Below are 20,021 nucleotides of genomic sequence, written 5' to 3'. Positions count from 1 at the left end.
CGTCCGGACCGTGAGCACGTACCGTACGGCGGAGCGGAACAGCCGGGACACCGGGGAAGGGGCAGCTGGGTTGACCACGCACGCACCGCAGGCTTCGCAATCGGTGACGTTGCCGGCCTCGCTCGACGAGGCCGTGGCGGCGCTCGCCGCCATGCCCGCCGCCGTGCCCGTCGCGGGCGGTACGGACCTGATGGCCGCCGTCAACTCCGGGCTGCTGCGGCCCGCGGGACTGGTGGGCCTCGGCCGGATCAGCGAGATCCGCGGCTGGCAGTACCAGGACGGCCACGCACTGCTCGGCGCGGGCCTGACCCTCGCCCGCATGGGCCGCCCCGACTTCGCCGCGCTCATCCCGGGCCTCGCCGCCGCCGCCCGCGCGGCCGGCCCCCCGCAGATCCGCAACGCGGGCACCCTCGGCGGCAACATCGTCACCTCGGCGCCCACCGGCGACACCCTGCCGGTGCTCGCGGCCCTCGAAGCGAACCTGGTCGTCGCCGGGCCCGGCGGCGCCCGCCGGGAGGTCCCGGTCAGCCACCTGCTGGCCGGACGCGAGATGCTGCGCCCCGGCGAACTCGTCGGCTACGTACGGGTGCCGCTGCTGCACGCCCCGCAGACCTTCCTGAAGGCCACCGGGCGTACCGGCCCCGGGCGCGCGACCGCCTCGGTGGCCCTGGTGCTCGACCCGGCGCGGCGCGGGGTGCGCTGCGCGGTCGGCGCGGTGGCCGCCATGCCGCTGCGGCCCCTGGAGGCCGAGCAGTGGGTGGCCTCGATCATCGACTGGGACGGCGAACGGACCCTGGTGCCCGAGGCGCTGGCCGCCTTCGGCGACTACGTGGCCGCCGCCTGCATCCCGGATCCGCCCCCGCCGCTGGACGGCACGCAACCGCAGACCCTGCCGCCCGCCGCGCTGCACCTGCGCCGTACGGTGGCGGCCCTGGCCCGCCGAGCACTTGGGAGGGCGCTCTCGTGAGCGACGCCGACCGTCCCGACAGCCCCGACCTGCCCAACAGGCGCAACAGCCCCGAGGACACCCAACCCCTGCGGGTGGTGCGGCCGCAGGACCGCCAGCGGTGGGAGCCGCTGCCCCAGGGCAACGAGTACGAGTCGGAGGCCACCGCCTTCGTCCAGCTCCCGGAGGGCTTCACCAGCGGCCCCTACCCGGGCGGTTACGGCTACTCCGGCTACCCGGACGCCCACCAGGGCGGCGCCGGCGCGCCCGGCGGCCACGGCGGCGCGCCCGGCCACGGCGGCTTCGGCGGGTACGGCGCCGACCCGCTCGCCGCGCCCGGCCACGGCTACACCCCGCCGTCCTCCTTCGCGCCGCCGACCCCGTCCGCGACGACCGACCCGGCGGCCACCGGGCAGTGGACGATGCCGTTCACGGACGCTCCCCCGGCCACCGACCTGCCGGCCAACGGCGTGCCGGGCGGCCACTACGCGGACGGCGGCCAGGACGGCGCGGCGCACGCGGTCTGGCCGGACGCGGGCACCGACGGCAGCAGCGGCACCACCGGGCAGTGGGCGATCCCCACCGCGCCGGACGAGGTGCTGGAGGAGTCCGGCGAATACCTCCTGGGCGATGACCGCAACCCGGCCTCCGGCTACGACGGCGGGTACGGGCACGCCGAGCACGGCCAGGGCTACGGCCACGACCCGGCGGCGACCGGCCACTGGAACTTCGCGGTGGACCAGCACGCGGGGCCCGGCCACCTGCCGCAGGAGCAGCGGCCCGCCGACCAGGTGACGCCGGGCTACGACCCCGGTCTCGGCGGCACGTTGGGCGGCGGGGCCGGCAACTGGTCGCTGCCCGCCGACGCGCTGGCGCAGTGGCCGCCGCGCGAGGAGCCCCGCCCGGAGCCGCAGAGCGAGGCGCCGGCACACGCCGACGTACCACCGCAGCCGGAGGCGGGCGGGGACGCCGCCCAGGCCGAGGCCCCGGTCGCCGAGGCCCCGGTTGCCGAGGCCCCGGTCGTGGAGGCGGTGGCCGACGGGCCTGCCTCCGACGGGCCTGTCCGTGACGAGCCCGCCCACGAGCCCGCCCTTCACGAGCCCGCGCCGAGCGCTGCGGACGTGCCCGCGGAGGCGGCGGCCGAGGCGCGTACGGACGCGGCCGTGGAGACCGGCGCTCCGGCAGCGGACACCGGCGGCACCACGGACGCGCCCCCGGCCGAGGACGGCCTCCAGGCCGCGCCCGCCGACGCGACCGCACCGGCCGAGCCCGAGCCCGAGCGTCAAGAACCCACCGTCGCGGACGCCCCCTCCGCAGCCGAAGAGCCCCCCGCGGCGCCGGAGCCCGAACCGGAGCCGGAGCCCGAACCGGTGGCAGCGGCAGCGGCATCGGAAGCCCCCGCCGCCGAAGCCCCGCCGGCGTCCGGCGCCGAGCCGGCCGACACGGCGGACGCGGCGGACACAACGGACGCGGTAGCCGCGGCAGACGCGACGGACACCGACCAGCTACCGGCCGAGCCGTACGACGAACACCCGCACACCTCCTACGTGCTGACCGTCAACGGCACCGACCGGCCCGTCACCGACGCCTGGATCGGCGAGTCGCTCCTGTACGTGCTGCGCGAGCGGCTCGGCCTCGCCGGGGCCAAGGACGGCTGCTCGCAGGGCGAGTGCGGGGCCTGCTCCGTACAGGTCGACGGGCGGCTCGTGGCGTCCTGCCTGGTGCCCGCGGCGACCACGGCGGGCAGCGAGGTCCGTACGGTCGAGGGACTGGCGCAGCACGGCGCGCCCTCCGACGTGCAGTGCGCCCTCGCCGAGTCGGGCGCCGTGCAGTGCGGCTTCTGCGTCCCCGGCATGGCGATGACCGTCCACGACCTGCTGGAGGGCAACCACGCCCCCACCGAGCTGGAGACCCGCCAGGCGCTGTGCGGCAACCTGTGCCGCTGCTCGGGCTACCGCGGCGTGCTCGACGCGGTCAACGAGGTCGTCCGCAGCCGGGCCGAGGCCGCGGCGGCCGCCGAAGAGGCCGCCGCCGCGTCCCCCGAGCAGCCCGGCACCCCCCGCATCCCCCACCAGGCGGGCCCCGCCGACCCGCAGTCCGGAGGCTCCGCATGACCGGCACACCCGAGGGCGCCGGCGCCGTCACCGCGACCCCTGCCGCGGGCGACCGCTCCGGTGGACCCGCCGACCCGCCGCCGCACGGTCTCGGCGTCTCCCTCCCGTCGGCGGACGCGGCCGCCAAGACGGAGGGCGTCTTCCCGTACGCCTCCGACCTGTGGGCCGAGGGGCTGCTGTGGGCGGCGATCCTGCGCTCCCCGTACCCGAGCGCCCGCATCCTGTCCATCGACACCAAGCAGGCCGTGGAGATGCCGGGCGTGCGGGCCGTCGTCACGCACGCGGACGTGCCGGGCGACGCCGGGCACGGCCGGGGCACGCCCGACCGCCCGGTCTTCGCCCACGACACGGTCCGCTACCACGGCGAGCCGATCGCCGCCGTCGCCGCCGACCACCCCGACACGGCCCGGCTGGCGGCGGCCGCCATCGCCGTCGAGTACGAGGTGCTGGAGCCGGTCACCGACCCGCAACTGGCCTTCGAGGCCGAGCCGCTGCACCCGGACGGCAACCTGATCCGGCACATCCCGCTGCACTTCGGCGACCCCGAGGTGGTCGGCGAGACCATCGTCGAGGGCCTGTACCGCATCGGCCGCCAGGACCCGGCGCCGATCGGCGCCGAGGCCGGGCTCGCGGTGCCGCGCCCGGACGGCGGCGTGGAGATCTACACCGCCTCCACCGACCCGCACACCGACCGCGACCTGGCCGCCGCCTGCTTCGGGCTGGAGCCGGAGCGGGTCCGGGTCGTCGTCACCGGCGTGCCGGGCGCCACCGCGGACCGCGAGGACCCGGGCATGCAGCTCTCCCTCGGGCTGCTGGCGCTGCGCACCGGCTGCCCGGTCAAGCTGGCCGCCACCCGCGAGGAGTCCTTCCTCGGCCACGCCCACCGCCACCCCACCCTGCTGCGCTACCGCCACCACGCGGACGCCGAGGGCAAGCTGGTCAAGGTCGAGGCGCAGATCCTGATGGACGCGGGCGCGTACGCGGACACCTCGGCCGAGGCGCTGGCCGCCGCCGTCTCGTTCGCCTGCGGCCCGTACGTCGTCCCGCACGCCTTCGTGGAGGGCTGGGCGGTGCGCACGAACAACCCGCCGTCCGGGCACCTGCGCGGCGAGGGCGCGATGCAGGTCTGCGCCGCGTACGAGGGCCAGATGGACAAGCTCGCCGCCAAGCTGGACATGGACCCGGCCGAGCTGCGGCTGCGCAACGTCATGGCCACCGGCGACCTGCTGCCCACCGGCCAGACCGTCACCTGCCCCGCGCCGGTCGCCGAACTGCTGCGCGCCGTCAAGGACGAGCCGCTGCCCGAACTCCCCAAGGACACCCCCGAGGAGGACTGGCTGCTGCCCGGCGGCCTGGAGGGCGCGGGCGAGCCGTCCGCGGTGCGCCGTGGCGTCGGCTACGCGCTCGGCATGGTCCACATGCTCGGCGCGGAGGGCGCCGACGAGGTGTCCACCGCGACGGTCAAGGTCAGCGGCTCGGTCGCCACCGTGCTGTGCGCCGCCGTGGAGACCGGCTCCGGGTTCTCCACCCTGGCCCGGCAGATCGTCCAGGAGACGCTGGGCATCGACGAGGTGCACGTGGCCGGCGTCGACACCGACCAGCCGCCGGCCGGGCGCGCCTGCCACGGCCGCCACACCTGGGTCTCCGGCGGCGCGGTCGAGCGCGCCGCCAAGATGGTGCGCACGCAGCTCCTCCAGCCGCTGGCCCACAAGTTCGGCATGTCCACCGAGCTGCTGCAGATCGAGGACGGCAAGATCACGTCGTACGACGGCGTGCTCAGCACCACCGTCGCGGAGGCACTGGACGGCAAGGAGCTGTGGGCCACCGCGCAGTGCCGCCCGCACCCGACGGAGCCGTTGGACGAGAGCGGCCAGGGCGACGCGTTCGTCGGCCTCGCCTTCTGCGCGATCCGCTGCGTGGCGGACGTGGACATCGAACTGGGCACCGTCCGCGTCGTGGAGATGTCCGTCGCCCAGGACGTCGGCCGCGTCCTGAACCCGCGCCAGCTGCGGGCCCGTATCGAGGCGGGCGTCACCCAGGGCCTCGGCGCGGCCCTGATGGAGAACCTGCGCACCACCCGCGGCCGGGTACGCCACCCCGACCTCACCGGCTACGTGCTGCCGACGGCACTGGACGTGCCGGACATCCGCATCGTCAAACTGGTCGAGGAGCGCGACGTGGTCGCCCCCTTCGGCGCCAAGCCCGCCAGCGCGGTCCCGGTCGTCACGTCCCCGGCCGCCGTCGCCTCCGCCGTACGCGCCGCCACCGGCCGCCCGATAGGGCGCCTGCCGATCCGCCCGCAGGCGGCGGTGGCCCAGCAGTAGGGCCCGTGGACGCGGTGCAGGGCGGTCCCGTACCCGTACGGGACCGCCCTGCACGCTTCCGCGGAGGCCGTGATCGGATTCGAACCGACGTAACCGGATTTGCAGTCCGGCCCCTGAGCCACTCGGGCACACGGCCGTGTCGAGGCGACGCACCGAGAGTAGGCCGGGGGACCGGGGGAGGGGCAAGAGCCCCGGCAGGGCTGCCACGAGGTCGCAACACGGCGTTCACGGGTCCGGTCCCGGGCCGTCTCTCAGGCCGCGTGCAGAAACTCCTCCACCACCCGGCCGAAGAGGTCCGGCGCGTCGACCCAGGGGTAGTGGCCGGCCTCGGGCAGGGTGCGCGCCCGGCCGTCGGGGAAGGACCCGGCGACCAGCTCGCCCGCCCGTACGCCCGTCACCGCGTCCCGGCCGCCGGTCACGACCAGCACCGGGCACGTCACCCGGCGCAGGCCCGCCAGCAGCGCCTGCCGGGCCTGCTCGTCCACGCCCTGCCAGAACCCGGCCCGCGGCACCGGGCCCAACTGGGCGCCCTCCGCCGCCGCGTGGGCCCGCTGCGCCTCGTCCCAGCGCCCGTAGGCGAGCGGGGCGGCACGCAGCAGCAGGTCCCGCACCTCCTCCATGTCGGAGGTCTCCGCCAGGCGCCGCACCGCCGCCGACGCCTGCGGCCACCACTCCTCGTCGCTCCGCGACTCGAAGATCTCCCGGGCGTCGCCGGGCAGTTCCCCCTGGAGCCGCGAGCCGGGGCAGACCAGGACCAGGCGGGTCAGCCGGTCCGGGTAGGCAGCGGCGTACGCCTGGGCGGTCGCCGCGCCCGCGTCGTGCGCCAGCAGCGCGAACCGCTCCAGGCCCAGGTGCGCGCGCAGCGCCTCCAAGTCCTCGGCCAGCCGCGGGAACGCGTAGCGGGACGGATCGGCCGCGGCGGGCGAGGACCCGGTGCCGCGGCCGTCCGGGACGACCAGCTGCCGCCGCCGCGCCAGGCCGCCGAGGTCCCCGAGGTACGCGGCGTCCCGCCCGGGCCCGCCCGCCAGGCACACCAGGGGCGGCAGCCCGGAACCGTCCGTGCCGAGCACGCGGTGGTGCAGTTCGGCGTCGTCGTAGCTACGGAAGTACGGCATGGGAACAGCTTGCCGCACGGGCCGCGGGGCCGGGTGGAACGGACGTCCCCGCGTACCTGTCCGCTGCCCTAGTCCCATCGGCCGAGAAGATCCCCGTCCTGCGACAGGGGTGCACGGCCCCGGCGCCTCTTACGCTGACCGCATGACTGCCGTGGACCCGCGCGAAGCCTCCGACGCCCGCCCCCTCACGAGCCCCGCGCCCGCCCCGGCCGCCGAGGGCGTCCTCGGCCGGACCTACCGCGCGCTCACCCTCGGCATCATCTCCGTCGTCTCGCTCATCGCCTTCGAGGCGAGCGCCGTGAACACCGCCATGCCCGCCGTCGGCCAGGCCCTGGACGGCATCGAGCTGTACGCGTTCGCGTTCTCCGCGTACTTCACGGCGAGCCTGTTCGCGATGGCGCTGTCCGGCGAGTGGTGCGACCGCGGCGGCCCGCTCGTCCCGCTGTTCACCGGTATCGCCACGTTCGGCGCCGGTCTGGTCGTCGCGGGCTCGGCGCAGCAGATGTGGATGTTCGTGGCGGGGCGCGGCGTGCAGGGCCTCGGCGGCGGGCTGGTCATCGTCGCGCTGTACGTGGTGGTCGGCCGGGCCTACCCGGAGACGCTGCGGCCCGCCGTCCTGGCGGCCTTCTCGGCGGCCTGGGTGCTGCCGGTGATCGTCGGGCCGCTCGTCGCCGGGACGGTCACCGAACACCTGGGCTGGCGCTGGGTCTTCCTGTCCATCCCCGTACTCGTCCTGCTCCCGCTGACGGTCATGCTGCCCGCCCTGCGCAAGCTGCCGCCCCGCCCCGCGGACGAGCCGGTGGACCGGCGCCGCATCCTGCTCGCCCTGGCGGTGGCCGCCGGCGCCGGGCTGCTCCAGTACGCGGCCCAGGAACGCGGCCGGGCCGCCCTCCTGCCGGCCGCCGCCGGCCTGGCCCTGCTGGTGCCCGCCGTGGTCCGGCTGCTGCCCGAGGGCACCTTCCGGGCCGCGCGCGGCCTGCCGTCCGTCGTCCTCATCCGCGGCGTGGCCGCCGGTTCGCTGGTCGCCGCCGAGAGTTTCGTCCCGCTGATGCTCGTCACCGAGCGCGGCCTGTCCACCACCCTGGCCGGCCTCTCGCTGACCGGCGGCGGCCTCACCTGGGCGCTGGGTTCGTACACCCAGAGCCGGCCGCGCCTGGAGCCGTACCGTGAGCGGATCATGTGCGCCGGCCTGCTGATGATGGCGGCGGCGATCGCGGCCGTGCCGCTGGTCCTCCTCGGCGGCGTGCCCGTCTGGACCGTCGCGGCCGCGTGGGCCGTGGCCGGGTACGGCATCGGCCTGAACGTCTCCAGCGGCAGCGTGCTGCTCCTCAAGCTGTCCCGGCCCGAGGACGCGGGCGGCAACGCGGCCTCCCTCCAGGTCTCCGACGCCCTCGGCAACATCGTCTTCGTCGGCCTCGGCGGCCTGCTGTTCGGCGCCTTCGGCGGCGGCGCGGTCGCCGGGCACGCCGCCCCGGACGTGACCAACGCCGCATCCGGGCAGCCGGCGGCGTTCGCGGCGGTGTTCGTCACCATGGCGGCGGTGGCCGTCGCCGGATCGTGGGTGGCCACACGCCTGAAGCCGGCCGGTGACGGCCTCGTGACGGTCACGGCCGGTGGCGCGAAGACGGCTCCGGCGGTTCACCCGAGCACGCCGTCCGCTCCCGGAGAGCGTTAGGCTGACGCGGTTGCCGATCGCCGAGCCAGCCCGACGGAGACCGTGACTACCACCACCAGCGCCACCAACAACCACCACCTGTCCCCGGCCTTCCCCGGACGGGCCCCCTGGGGTACCGCGAACAAGCTGCGCGCCTGGCAGCAGTCCGCGATGGACCGGTACATCCAGACGCAGCCGCGCGACTTCCTCGCGGTCGCGACCCCCGGCGCGGGCAAGACCACCTTCGCGCTCACCCTCGCCTCCTGGCTGCTGCACCACCACGTCGTGCAGCAGGTGACCGTGGTCGCCCCCACCGAGCACCTGAAGAAGCAGTGGGCGGAGGCCGCCGCCCGGATAGGCATCAAGCTGGACCCGGAGTACAGCGCGGGTCCGCTCGGCAAGGAGTACCACGGCATCGCGATCACGTACGCGGGTGTCGGCGTACGTCCGATGCTGCACCGCAACCGCATCGAGCAGCGCAAGACGCTGGTCATCCTCGACGAGATCCACCACGCCGGCGACTCCAAGTCCTGGGGCGAGGCGTGCCTGGAGGCGTTCGAGCCGGCGACCCGGCGGCTCGCGCTGACCGGCACGCCGTTCCGCTCCGACACCAACCCGATCCCCTTCGTGACGTACGAGGAGGGCAACGACGGCATCCGGCGCAGCTCCGCCGACTACACGTACGGCTACGGCAACGCGCTGGGCGACGGCGTCGTCCGCCCCGTCATCTTCCTCTCCTACAGCGGCAACATGCGCTGGCGCACCAAGGCCGGCGACGAGATCGCGGCGCGGCTCGGCGAGCCGATGACCAAGGACGCGGTGTCCCAGGCGTGGCGCACCGCGCTCGACCCGCGCGGCGACTGGATGCCGAAGGTCCTCAAGGCCGCCGACCAGCGGCTGACCGAGGTCCGCAAGGCCATACCGGACGCCGGCGCGCTGGTGATCGCCTCCGACCAGGAGCAGGCCCGCGCGTACGCCAAGCTGATCCGCGAGATAACGGGGCAGGGCGCCACCCTCGTGCTGTCCGACGACAGCGGCGCCTCGCAGCGCATCGACGACTTCTCGCACTCCGACGACCGGTGGATGGTCGCGGTCCGCATGGTGTCCGAGGGCGTCGACGTGCCGCGCCTGGCGGTCGGCGTGTACGCGACCACCATCTCCACCCCGCTGTTCTTCGCCCAGGCGGTCGGCCGCTTCGTACGGTCCCGCAAGCGCGGCGAGACCGCGTCCGTCTTCCTGCCCACCGTCCCCTCGCTCCTCGGCTTCGCCAACGAGATGGAGGTCGAGCGCGACCACGTCCTGGACAAGCCGAAGAAGGACGGCGAGGAGGACCCGTACGCCGAGTCCGAGAAGGAGATGGACGAGGCCAACAAGGAGCAGGACGAGGACACCGGCGAGCAGGAGCAGTTCTCCTTCGAGGCGCTGGAGTCCGAGGCGGTCTTCGACCGGGTGCTCTACGACGGTGCCGAGTTCGGCATGCAGGCGCACTCGGGCAGCGAGGAGGAGCAGGACTACCTCGGCATCCCCGGACTGCTGGAGCCCGACCAGGTGCAGATGCTGCTCCAGAAGCGGCAGGCCCGGCAGATAGCGCACAGCAAGAAGAAGCCGGACTCCGAGGCCGACCTGCTGGAACTGCCCGCCGAACGGCGCCCGGTGGTCACGCACAAGGAGTTGCTGGAGCTGCGCAAGCAGCTGAACACGCTGGTCGGCGCGTACGTGCACCAGAGCGGCAAGCCGCACGGCGTGATCCACACCGAGCTGCGCCGGGTGTGCGGCGGCCCGCCGAGCGCGGAGGCCACGGCCGGGCAGCTGCACGAGCGGATCAAGAAGGTGCGGGAGTGGGCCACGCGCATGAAGTGAGGTGACGGCCTCGGCCGTCCGGCGGGGCAGCGTACGGCGACCGGCCGTGTGCTGCCCCGCCGTCGTGTCCGTGGCCGGGTGTGCGGGTGTTGTGACCCAGGCCGAAAGGCCGCGCACCCCCGGCGCCCCGTCGCACCAGGAGGATCTACGGGGACAAAGCGGTCACGGAAGACCGGATTCTGGACGGACTCTTCCGCTCACCGGACCGGCTCGCTACTGTCCCGGTCACGCACACGCCCCGTGGCAGCGCCGCCGCGGAGCGCAGCCGGTGCCAAGCGGCCGGCGGCCTCTTTTGCGCGCGCTGCCCCGGGACCGGCAGCGCTGACCGCGCCGACGAGCCGCCACTCACCCGAGGAGGGGGCGTCGTGACCGCGGAGACCTCCCAGACGCTCGACCGGGGACTGCGCGTCCTCAAACTGCTCGCCGACACCGACCACGGCCTGACCGTCACCGAGCTGTCCACCAAGCTGGGGGTCAACCGGACCGTGGTCTACCGCCTGCTCGCCACCCTGGAGCAGCACGCCCTGGTACGCCGCGACATCGGCGGCCGGGCCCGGGTGGGCCTCGGCGTGCTGCGGCTGGGCCGCCAGGTGCACCCGCTGGTGCGCGAAGCGGCGCTGCCCGCGCTGCGCTCGCTGGCCGAGGACATCGGGGCCACCGCCCACCTGACACTGGTGGACGGCACCGAGGCGCTCGCCGTGGCCGTCGTCGAGCCGTCCTGGACCGACTACCACGTCGCCTACCGCGCGGGCTTCCGGCATCCGCTGGACCGGGGCGCGGCCGGGCGGGCGATACTCCAGGCCCGCCAGGGCCGTATCGAGGACGCCGGGCTGGCCCTGACCCACGGCGAGTTGGAGGCGGGCGCGAGCGGGGCCGCGGCGCCGCTGCTCGGCGTGAGCGGCATCGAGGGCAGCGTCGGTGTGGTGATGCTCGCGGACACGGTGCCCGACCGGGTCGGGCCGCGCGTCGTCGAGGCGGCCCGCGAGGTGTCCGAGGCGCTGCGCTGAGACGGTGCCCGTGGTGAGCTGTCCGGGCCCGAGGTCATCTAGGGTGGCGGGGTGTCTTCTCGCACCCGCGCCCTGGGGATCTGCACGGCCCTGGTCATCGCGCTCCTCGCCACCGTGGCCCTCGCGCCGCTGCCGTTCTCGGTCGCCTTCCCCGGCGACACGGCGGACGTGCTCGGCAAGCACAAGGGCAAGCAGGTGATCACCATCACCGGCGCGCCGACCCGCGAGACCAGCGGGCAGCTGCGGATGGCGGCCATCGTGGCGACCGGCCCCGACGCCACCGTCCGGCTGCCGGACGTCGTCAAGGGCTGGTTCCGCACGAACCAGGCCGTGATGCCGGTCGAGTCGGTCTACCCGGTCGGCGACACCGCCGAGAAGGCCGTGGAGCACAACCTGAAGGACATGCGGTCCTCCCAGGACGTCGCCACCAAGGCGGCCCTGAACTACCTCCACAAGAGCGACAAGGACGTCCGGGTCAAGCTGGACCTGGGCACGATCGGCGGGCCCAGCGCCGGCCTGCTGTTCTCGCTGGGCATCATCGACAAGCTGGCCGGCGACGGCAGGGGCGGCGACCTGACCGGCGGGCAGAAGATCGCGGGCACCGGCACGATCAGCGCGGACGGCGAGGTCGGCGCCGTCGGCGGCGTGGCCCTGAAGACGCAGGCCGCGGGCCGCGACGGCGCCACGGTCTTCCTGGTCCCCAAGTCGGAGTGCAAGGACGCGCAGGCGGAGCTGCCGGAGGGCCTGCGGCTGGTCCCCGTCACCACGCTCGCCGGCACGGTGGACGCGCTCAAGGCGCTGAAGTCCGGCGGCACGGTGCCCAGCTGCTGACCACCCGCCCCCGGCACGGCCCGCGCGGCGCCCTCAGCCCCCGTCCTTGACGAACCCCTTCTCGACCAGCCAGTCCTTGGCGACCTCGTGCGGGTCCTGGCCCTCCACGTCCACCTTCGCGTTCAGGCGCTGCGCGACGGCGTTGTCCAGGGCCTTGGTGACGGGCGCGAGGAGGCCGGCGATCTGCGGGTACTTCTTCATCGTCGCCGCGTTCATCTCGGGCGCCGCGTTGTAGTTGGGGAAGAAGTGCCGGTCGTCCTGCAGGACGTGCAGGCCCATCGCCTTGATCCGGCCGTCCGTCGTGTAGACCTCGCCGAACGTGCAGGACGTGCCCTGCGCCGCCTGCGTGTAGACGACGCCGCTGGTCATCTTCTTGACGTTGCCCGCCGGGATGCTCATGCCGTACGCCTTGGCCATGCCCGGCAGGCCGTCGTTGCGCGCGGAGAACTCGGCCTCCGCGCACAGGGTGACCGCGCCCGGGTCCTTCCGGGACAGCTCGGCGACGTCCGAGAGCGTCTTGACGCCCAGCCGCTTGAAGTGGGCGTCGTTCAGCGCCAGCGCGTAGGTGTTGTTCAGCTTCGACTGCGGCAGCCACTCCAGGCCGTTGGCCCGGTCGCCGTCGCGCACCGCCTCCCACTGCTTTTGCGGGTCGGTGATGGGCCGCTCGTGGCCGAGGTAGGTGATCCAGCCGGTGCCGGTGTACTCGTACATCCCGTCCGCCGTACCGGACTTCACCGCCTCGCGGGCGCCGATCGAGCCCTGGATGTTGGTCTTGTCGACGACCGTGGCCCCGGCCGCCTTGAAGACCAGCCCCATGAGCTGGCCGAGGATGATGTTCTCGGTGAACTCCTTGGACGTGACGGTCAGTTCGGCGCCCTTCAGGGGCAGTCCACGGCCGAGCGTGCCGGGCCGGACGTCGTCGCTCATCGGGCTGCCGCTGACCAGGCCGCAGCCGACCGGCCCGGCCGCGGACAGCAGCAAGCCGGCCACCGCGGCACGCGCCGCCGACCCGCGGGCCCGCCGCCGTACGGCTGTCTTCATTCCGCCACCTCCAGCCCGCGCGGGCGCAGCAGCAGTTCGACGAGGGATGCCAGCCAGTCGACGAGCAGCGCCAGCACCACCGTCAGGACGGAACCGAGCACCAGCACCGGCATGCGCTGGGTGATGATGCCCGCGGAGATCAGGTCGCCGAGCCCGCCGCCCCCGCCGAACGTGGCCAGGGTCGCGGTGCCGACGTTGAGGACCAGCGCGGTGCGCACGCCCGCCAGGATCAGCGGTACGGCCAGCGGCAGTTCGACCTTCGCCAGGACGCCGGCCGCCGACATGCCGATGCCGCGGGCGGCCTCGGTCAGCGTCGGGTCGATGGCTTTCAGGCCCGCGATGGTGTTGGCCAGCACCGGCAGTACGGCGTAGATCACCATGCCGGTGACGGCGGCCCCCGGCCCGATGCCGAGCCAGATGACCAGCAGCACCAGCAGGCCCAGCGCCGGCACCGCCTGCCCGAGGTTGGCCGCCGCCACGGCGAACGGCGAGGCCCGCCGCAGCCTGGCCCGGGTCAGCGCGATGCCCAGCGGAATGGCGATGACCAGGACGAAGAAGGTGGAGACCGCGGTCAGCTGTACGTGCTGGCGCAGCGCCAGCCCCACCTTGCCGCCGTCCACCGCCTGGTGCGCGATCGAGTCCAGCCGCGCGCCGCGGAACCACAGCCAGGTGGCGAGCAGCACCACCGCCAGCACGGCGGGCAGCGTGACCGCCTTCTTCCAGGTGATGCGCCGCGGCGGCCGTCCGCCCCACGCCTTCGGTTCGGGCTCCGCCGCGAGCGGCCCCGGCTCCCCGCCCCGCACCTCGTCGCGGAAGGCCAGCCCGCGCACCTCGTGCTCGCCCGGCGGCCGTTCGTCCTTCGGCGGCCGGCGCCCGTCCCGGGGGCTCACGCCTTGACCTCCTGCGCGCCGCCCGCCGGGTCGACGCCCTCCTGGGCCAGCCTGGTCTGCCGCGCGCGCTGCTCCTCCAGCTCGTGCCGGTGTTCGAGGGCGTCCAGCCGGTCCGCCTCCAGCAGTTCGTGGACGTTGTTCATCAGCGTCTCCATGTCGACCACGCCGAGGTACGCGCCGCGCCGCCCGGTGACCGCGACCCGGCCCGCGTTGTCGGTGAGCACCGCCTCCAGCGCGTCGCGCAGCGTCGCGTCGCGGGTGACCGTGTCGTGCACCAGCGTGCCGGCGCGGGCCAGCGAGCCCTTGGCGCGCATCAGGTCGCCGCGGCGCAGCCACTTGTACGGGCGCCGGTGCCGGTCCAGCAGCAGGATCTCGTTGGTGGTGCCGGAGCGCAGCAGGTCGAAGATGGACTGGAGCGGGTCCTCCACGGAAGCGGTGGGGAAGTCGACGACGCCGACGTCCCGTACGCGGGTGAGGTTGAGCCGTTTGAGGGCCGCGCCCGCGCCGACGAAGCCGGAGACGAAGTCGTCGGCGGGGTTGGTGAGGATCGCCTCGGGCGTGTCGAACTGGGCGATGTGCGATCTCTCGCGCAGCACCGCGATGCGGTCGCCCAGCTTGATCGCCTCGTCGAAGTCGTGGGTGACGAAGACGATCGTCTTGCGCAGCTCGTGCTGGAGCCGGATCAGCTCGTCCTGGAGGTGGTCGCGGGTGATCGGGTCCACGGCGCCGAACGGCTCGTCCATGAGCAGGACGGGCGGGTCGGCGGCGAGCGCCCGCGCCACGCCGACCCGCTGCTGCTGCCCGCCGGACAGCTGCCGCGGGTAGCGGCCGTGGAACTCGCGCGGGTCCAGTCCGACCAGGTCGAGCATCTCCTCGACGCGGTCGGCGACCTTCGCCTTCGGCCAGCCGGTCATCTTCGGGACGAGGGCGATGTTCTGGGCGACGGTCATGTGCGGGAAGAGCCCGGAGGACTGGATGGCGTACCCGACCTTGCGGCGCAGCCTGACCGGGTCGATGCCGGTCACGTCCTCGTCGCCGATCCTGATCCGCCCGGAGGTGGGCTCGATCAGCCGGTTGATCATTTTCAGCGTGGTGGACTTGCCGCAGCCCGAGGGGCCCACGAGGATCACCGTCTCGCCCGGCTTGATGTCCATGTTCACGTTGTCGACCGCGGGCGTGGGGTTGCCCGGATAGAGCTTGGTCAGGTCCTCCAGCGCGATGCCGGCGCCGGAGGCGGTGGTGTCAGGCACGGATCCCCCTGGAGATGGTCAGGCGTCCGAGGACGACGTACGCGGCGTCGAAGAACAGGGCCAGGACGACGATCCCGAGCGTCCCGGACAGCACCTGGTTGAGCGCGTTGGCGCTGCCCAGGGAGGAGATGCCGCGGAAGATCTCGTTGCCCAGGCCCGGCCCGGACGCGTAGGCGGCGATGGCCGCGATGCCCATCAGCATCTGGGTGGAGACCCGGATGCCGGTCAGGATCGGCGGCCAGGCCAGCGGCAGCTCGACCCGCAGCAGCCGGGCCGCGCGGGACATCCCGATGCCCTTGGCGGCGTCGATCAGCGCGGGGTCGACGCCGCGCAGCCCGACGACGGCGTTGCGGACGACCGGCAGCAGCCCGTACAGGGTCAGGGCGGTGACGGTGGGTGCCACGCCGAGGCCGACGATCGGCACCAGCAGGCCGATCAGGGCGAGTGAGGGCACCGTCAGGATGGTCGCGGTCGTGGCGGTGGCCAGGTTCCCGGCCCATTCGCTGCGGTAGGTGGCGACGCCCAGCAGCACTCCGAGCACGGTGGCGGCCACCATGCACTGGAAGACGGCGCTGGCGTGCTGAAACGTATCCGTCAGCAGCTGGGCGTGCCGGTTGCCGACGTACTCCCAGAAGCTCACACGCGCTCTCCTCGGTCGGTCAGTCCCCCGATGCCTGTTTGACCAGGGGGATGATGCGCAACGGAACCGGGTTCTCCATGACGATCGCGGTGGAAGCCCGCATGATGCCATCAAAGCCCACCACGCGGTCGATCACCCGTTGCAGATCGGCGTTGGAACGGGCAACGAGTCTGCACAGCATGTCCCCATGTCCCGTCGTTGTATGCAGCTCCAGCACTTCCGGGACGGACGCCAAGTGCGCCCGCACGTCCGCTCCTTGGCCCTGTTTGATCTCCAGGGTCGCGAAGGCGGTGACGGGGTAGCCCAGCGCCGCCGGGTCCACGTCCGGGCCGAACCCCCGGATCACTCCGTTCGACTGAAGCCGGTCCAGGCGCGCCTGCGCCGTGCCGCGCGCCACCCCGAGCCGGCGCGAAGCCTCCAGTACGCCGATGCGCGGCTCCTCGGCGAGCAGCTCCAGCAGCCTGCCGTCCAAATGATCGATCGCCACGGTCGTTGCCTCCGAAATCAATGGTCATCATGTGCGAAACGTCCGGCGAACTGGCCAGTTCGCTATGCATACTGCCCAGTGAATGCGCAAACTATTGCGCATCTTGTGGCCCAGGGAGAGTCTGCGGGCATGACTCAGACCACGGACCCCACCACCCCCACCACTGCGCGGCAGGCCGATCCCTTCCCGGTCAAGGGGATGGACGCGGTCGTCTTCGCCGTCGGCAACGCCAAGCAGGCAGCGCACTACTACGCCACCGCCTTCGGCATGAAGCGCGTCGCCTACTCCGGACCGGAGAACGGCAGCCGCGAGACCGCCAGTTACGTGCTCGAATCCGGCGGCGCCCGCTTCGTGTTCACCTCCGTCATCAAGCCGTCCACGGACTGGGGCCGCTTCCTGGCCGACCACGTCGCCGCGCACGGCGACGGCGTCATCGACCTCGCGATAGAGGTGCCGGACGCGCGTGCCGCCTATGCCTACGCCCTGGAGCACGGCGCCACCGGCATCGAGGAGCCGTACGAGACCAAGGACGAGCACGGCATCGTCGTGCGCGCCTCCATCGCCACGTACGGCAAGACCCGGCACACCCTGGTCGAGCGCTCCCGTTACGAAGGCCCCTACCTGCCCGGCTACGTCGCCGCCGACCCGATCGTCGCGCCGGGGCCGCGCCGCTTCCAGGCCATCGACCACTGTGTCGGCAACGTCGAACTCGGCAAGATGGACGAGTGGGTGACGTTCTACAACAACGTCATGGGCTTCACGAACATGAAGGAGTTCGTCGGCTCCGACATCGCCACCGAGTACAGCGCGCTGATGTCGAAGGTGGTCGCGGACGGCACCCGCAAGGTGAAGTTCCCGCTCAACGAGCCGGCCATCGCGAAGAAGAAGTCGCAGATCGACGAGTACCTGGAGTTCTACGGCGGGCCCGGCTGCCAGCACATCGCGCTCGCCACCAACGACATCGTCGCGAGCGTACGGGCCATGCGCGAGGCGGGCGTCGACTTCCTGGACACCCCGGACTCGTACTACGACACCCTCGGCGAGTGGGCGGGCGAGACCCGCGTCCCGGTCGAGACGCTGCGCGAGCTGAAGATCCTCGTCGACCGCGACGAGGACGGCTACCTGCTGCAGATTTTCACCAAGCCCGTCCAGGACCGCCCGACCGTCTTCTTCGAACTGATCGAGCGGCACGGTTCCCTGGGCTTCGGCAAGGGCAACTTCAAGGCCCTCTTCGAGGCGATCGAGCGCGAGCAGGAGCGGCGCGGCAACCTCTGACCGCCCCCAGGACGCCACCCCCCGCCCCGCGGCCCCGCCGGACCCGGCCCGGCGGGGCCGCGGCCCTTCCCGAGGGGGGCGGCGCGCCCGGCCCCGGCCCTCAGGGACGCAGCCCGTACAGCCGGGCCCGGGTGCGCTCCGCCTCCTTCCCGGACGGCGGACGGCGGGCCGGGGCGAAGCCGCGGGCGCCCCAGTCCCCGGTCAGCAGCGAGACCGACACGTCGTTCGCGGCCAGCGCCGTCGTGTCGGCGGCCGGCACCCGCTCCGGCGCGTCGGGGTCCTGCTCCAGCCGCACCTTGTAGCACGTGGCGCAGGTCGCGGGGTCGGGTACGTAGCCGACGGCGACGTGGCGCGCGGTGCCCACGTTGGTGAAGGCGAGCCCGCCGTCCGGGCGCGCCGGGTAGTTGACGTTCAGCGCGGTCCCGTACGGCAGCAACGCGCCGCCGTGCGCGGTGGCCGCCAGCCGCGCGACGGTACGGACCGTGAAGTCCACGGCCCGCGCCGCCGAGGGGAACGGGTTCCGCGGGTCGCCCGCGTCGTACCCGGCGCTGACGGCCAGGGCCGGTACGCCCGCGTCCGCGGCGGCGACCGTGGCCCCCACCGTGCCCGAGTGGTTGACGGCGAAACCGGTGTTGGGCCCGGGGTTGACGCCCGAGACGACCAGGTCGGGCGGCCGGCCGGTCCGCGCCGTGAAGACCCGCTGGACGCCGAAGGCCACGGAGTCGCCGGGCGAGCCGCCGACCGACCACACGTCCGGCTCCGTCTCCTCGGCGCGCAGGGAGGCGCCCGGCGTGAAGGTCATGCGTGTACCGTGCCCGCTCATGTCCTGGGCGGGCGCGACGATCACCGCCGTGTGCCCGGCCTTCTTCAGGGCGGCCTGGAGCGCCCGGATGTACGGGTGGCGGAAACCGTCGTCGTTGCTGATGAGGACGGACAGCGGGCGGCCGGGCGCCGGAGCCGCCGGCCGGCCCGTGGCGACCGGCCCCGAGCCCGCGACGAGCAGGCCCGCCGCGGCGGCCGCACAGCCCAGACCACCGGCTCTGCGGCGTGCGGCGGCGGTCGTCTTCCGTTCACGTACCGACATCGGTCCCCCTGACTGGAACGCACACCGGATGCGGAGCCCGCGCACCGTAGACCCGGCGGCCTGGCCAAGGGGAGAGGGCCTCGTGGGGGAGCCGGCGGGGATCTTCCGTGTACGGCCCACGGATGGGAGGCTGGCGGCATGGACCTCATCGCACGCCTGCGCGAAGCCCTCCCCGGGGAAGCGATCCTCACCGACCCCGACGTCACCGGCGCCTACGCCCACGACATGGCGAGTTTCTGCGCGGCCGGCACCCCCGCCGTCGTCGTCCTGCCGCGCACGGTCGAGCAGGTCCAGCACGTGATGCGCACCGCCACCGAACTGCGCGTACCGGTCGTCCCCCAGGGGGCGCGCACCGGCCTGTCGGGCGCCGCCAACGCCTCCGACGGGTGCATCGTGCTCTCCCTGGTCAAGATGGACCGGATCATCGAGATCAACCCCGTCGACCGGATCGCCGTCGTCGAGCCCGGCGTCGTCAACGCGGTCCTCTCCCGCGCGGTCAACGAGCACGGCCTCTACTACCCGCCGGACCCCTCCAGCTGGGAGGAGTGCTCCATCGGCGGCAACATCGGCACCGCCTCCGGCGGCCTGTGCTGCGTCAAGTACGGCGTCACCGCCGAGTACGTCCTCGGCCTGGACGTCGTCCTCGCCGACGGGCGGCTGCTGAAGACCGGCCGGCGCACCGCCAAAGGCGTGGCGGGCTACGACCTCACCCGCCTCTTCGTCGGCTCCGAGGGCAGCCTCGGCATCGTCGTACGCGCCGTCCTCGCCCTCAAGCCCGAGCCGCCCCGGCAACTCGCGCTCGCCGCCGAGTTCGCCTCCACGGCGGCGGCGTGCGAGGCCGTCTGCGAGATCATGGCGCGCGGCCACGCGCCCTCCCTGCTCGAACTCATGGACCGTACGAGCATCCGCGCCGTCAACGCGATGGCCAACATGGGCCTGCCCGACAGCACCGAGGCGCTGCTCCTCGCCGCCTTCGACACCCCCGAACCGGCCGCCGACCTCGCCGCCGTCGGCGAACTGTGCAAGGCCGCCGGCGCCACCGAGGTCGTACCGGCCGACACCCCGGCCGAGTCCGACCTGCTCCTCCAGGCGCGGCGGCTGACCCTCACCGCCCTGGAAGGCGTCAAGTCCGCCACGATGATCGACGACGTGTGCGTACCGCGCTCGCAGCTCGCCGCGATGCTCGACGGCACCGCCGCCATCGCCGAGAAGTACGACCTGGTCATCGGCGTGTGCGCACACGCGGGCGACGGCAACACCCACCCCACCGTCTGCTTCGACGCCCACGACCCCGACGAGTCCCGGCGCGCCCGCGAGTCCTTCGACGAGATCATGGCGCTCGGCCTGGAACTGGGCGGCACGATCACCGGCGAACACGGCGTCGGCGTCCTGAAGAAGGAGTGGCTGGCCCGCGAGCTGGGCCCGGTGGGCCTGGAACTCCAGCGCGGCATCAAGGCCGTCTTCGACCCGCTGGGCCTGCTCAACCCGGGGAAGCTGTTCTGA

General features: G+C 73.8%; 16 protein-coding genes and 1 tRNA gene. 9 read left to right on the top strand and 8 right to left on the bottom strand.

Annotated elements, in window-relative coordinates:
• Window positions 1–70 precede the first annotated feature (70 nt).
• The 3 genes from ACH4K4_RS10560 to ACH4K4_RS10550 are packed head-to-tail and all read left to right on the top strand — an operon-like array spanning window position 71 to window position 5,384.
• Window positions 71–967: an FAD binding domain-containing protein gene (locus ACH4K4_RS10560; RefSeq protein WP_360136242.1), complete on the top strand. Its 897-nt coding sequence runs from the start codon at window positions 71–73 to the stop codon at window positions 965–967.
• Entirely contained in the window at window positions 964–3,060 is a 2,097-nt protein-coding gene (locus tag ACH4K4_RS10555) for a (2Fe-2S)-binding protein (protein ID WP_398166261.1), read from the top strand. Before ACH4K4_RS10560 ends, ACH4K4_RS10555 begins: the two co-directional genes overlap by 4 nt.
• Window positions 3,057–5,384 carry a xanthine dehydrogenase family protein molybdopterin-binding subunit gene (locus tag ACH4K4_RS10550; RefSeq protein ID WP_398166259.1) on the top strand — a complete coding sequence of 776 codons (2,328 nt, stop codon included), beginning with the start codon at window positions 3,057–3,059 and terminating at the stop codon, window positions 5,382–5,384. The genes ACH4K4_RS10555 and ACH4K4_RS10550 overlap by 4 nt, the downstream gene beginning before the upstream one ends.
• A gap of 64 nt (window positions 5,385–5,448) precedes the next feature.
• Here ACH4K4_RS10550 and ACH4K4_RS10545 read toward each other — a convergent pair.
• Both ACH4K4_RS10545 and ACH4K4_RS10540 read right to left on the bottom strand, forming a co-directional pair.
• Window positions 5,449–5,520 (bottom strand) — tRNA-Cys (locus ACH4K4_RS10545).
• A 115-nt stretch (window positions 5,521–5,635) separates the two neighbouring features.
• Window positions 5,636–6,499, bottom strand: coding sequence for an alpha/beta fold hydrolase (locus ACH4K4_RS10540; RefSeq protein ID WP_398166258.1), 864 nt, complete (start codon window positions 6,497–6,499; stop codon window positions 5,636–5,638).
• A gap of 142 nt (window positions 6,500–6,641) precedes the next feature.
• On the opposite strand from ACH4K4_RS10540, the gene ACH4K4_RS10535 reads away from it, so the two are divergent.
• The 4 genes from ACH4K4_RS10535 (at window position 6,642) to ACH4K4_RS10520 (ending at window position 11,851) form a co-directional block, all read left to right on the top strand.
• Complete coding sequence (locus tag ACH4K4_RS10535) at window positions 6,642–8,174, top strand: MFS transporter (protein WP_398166256.1); 1,533 nt, start codon at window positions 6,642–6,644, stop codon at window positions 8,172–8,174.
• A 42-nt stretch (window positions 8,175–8,216) separates the two neighbouring features.
• The gene (locus ACH4K4_RS10530) at window positions 8,217–10,013 is read left to right on the top strand and encodes a DEAD/DEAH box helicase (protein WP_360136234.1); all 1,797 of its coding nucleotides are present in this window, start codon (window positions 8,217–8,219) and stop codon (window positions 10,011–10,013) included.
• A gap of 365 nt (window positions 10,014–10,378) precedes the next feature.
• A complete protein-coding gene (locus ACH4K4_RS10525; RefSeq protein ID WP_398032602.1) occupies window positions 10,379–11,020 on the top strand; it encodes an IclR family transcriptional regulator in 642 nt (213 codons plus the stop codon).
• Between the two features lie 51 nt (window positions 11,021–11,071).
• Window positions 11,072–11,851 carry a S16 family serine protease gene (locus ACH4K4_RS10520; RefSeq protein ID WP_398166254.1) on the top strand — a complete coding sequence of 260 codons (780 nt, stop codon included), beginning with the start codon at window positions 11,072–11,074 and terminating at the stop codon, window positions 11,849–11,851.
• Between the two features lie 33 nt (window positions 11,852–11,884).
• Here ACH4K4_RS10520 and ACH4K4_RS10515 read toward each other — a convergent pair whose 3' ends face one another.
• Genes ACH4K4_RS10515 through ACH4K4_RS10495 form a run of 5 tightly spaced genes read right to left on the bottom strand, consistent with a single transcriptional unit; the run spans window position 11,885 to window position 16,159 of the window.
• Complete coding sequence (locus tag ACH4K4_RS10515) at window positions 11,885–12,892, bottom strand: glycine betaine ABC transporter substrate-binding protein (protein WP_398166253.1); 1,008 nt, start codon at window positions 12,890–12,892, stop codon at window positions 11,885–11,887.
• Window positions 12,889–13,782: an ABC transporter permease gene (locus tag ACH4K4_RS10510; RefSeq protein WP_398166251.1), complete on the bottom strand. Its 894-nt coding sequence runs from the start codon at window positions 13,780–13,782 to the stop codon at window positions 12,889–12,891. Before ACH4K4_RS10510 ends, ACH4K4_RS10515 begins: the two co-directional genes overlap by 4 nt.
• A complete protein-coding gene (locus ACH4K4_RS10505; protein ID WP_398166249.1) occupies window positions 13,779–15,032 on the bottom strand; it encodes a betaine/proline/choline family ABC transporter ATP-binding protein in 1,254 nt (417 codons plus the stop codon). Before ACH4K4_RS10505 ends, ACH4K4_RS10510 begins: the two co-directional genes overlap by 4 nt.
• Entirely contained in the window at window positions 15,025–15,672 is a 648-nt protein-coding gene (locus ACH4K4_RS10500; protein WP_398166248.1) for an ABC transporter permease, read from the bottom strand. Before ACH4K4_RS10500 ends, ACH4K4_RS10505 begins: the two co-directional genes overlap by 8 nt.
• A 19-nt stretch (window positions 15,673–15,691) precedes the next feature.
• The gene (locus tag ACH4K4_RS10495) at window positions 15,692–16,159 is read right to left on the bottom strand and encodes an Lrp/AsnC family transcriptional regulator (RefSeq protein WP_073761201.1); all 468 of its coding nucleotides are present in this window, start codon (window positions 16,157–16,159) and stop codon (window positions 15,692–15,694) included.
• Window positions 16,160–16,288: 129 nt separating this feature from the next.
• Here ACH4K4_RS10495 and hppD point away from each other — a divergent pair, with 129 nt between their 5' ends.
• Window positions 16,289–17,434 carry a 4-hydroxyphenylpyruvate dioxygenase gene (gene hppD / locus ACH4K4_RS10490; RefSeq protein ID WP_398166247.1) on the top strand — a complete coding sequence of 382 codons (1,146 nt, stop codon included), beginning with the start codon at window positions 16,289–16,291 and terminating at the stop codon, window positions 17,432–17,434.
• A 100-nt stretch (window positions 17,435–17,534) separates the two neighbouring features.
• Here the strand turns inward: hppD and surE are convergent, their stop codons facing one another.
• Window positions 17,535–18,518, bottom strand: a complete 984-nt coding sequence (gene surE / locus ACH4K4_RS10485) for a 5'/3'-nucleotidase SurE (protein WP_398166245.1) — start codon at window positions 18,516–18,518, stop codon at window positions 17,535–17,537.
• A 138-nt stretch (window positions 18,519–18,656) separates the two neighbouring features.
• On the opposite strand from surE, the gene ACH4K4_RS10480 reads away from it, so the two are divergent.
• The gene (locus ACH4K4_RS10480) at window positions 18,657–20,021 is read left to right on the top strand and encodes an FAD-binding oxidoreductase (protein WP_398166243.1); all 1,365 of its coding nucleotides are present in this window, start codon (window positions 18,657–18,659) and stop codon (window positions 20,019–20,021) included.

Origin of the sequence: Streptomyces sp. NPDC017529, assembly GCF_044329785.1 — a bacterium.
In the GTDB taxonomy this organism is placed as follows: domain Bacteria; phylum Actinomycetota; class Actinomycetes; order Streptomycetales; family Streptomycetaceae; genus Streptomyces.
This window is presented reverse-complemented; position numbering and strand designations above follow the sequence as displayed.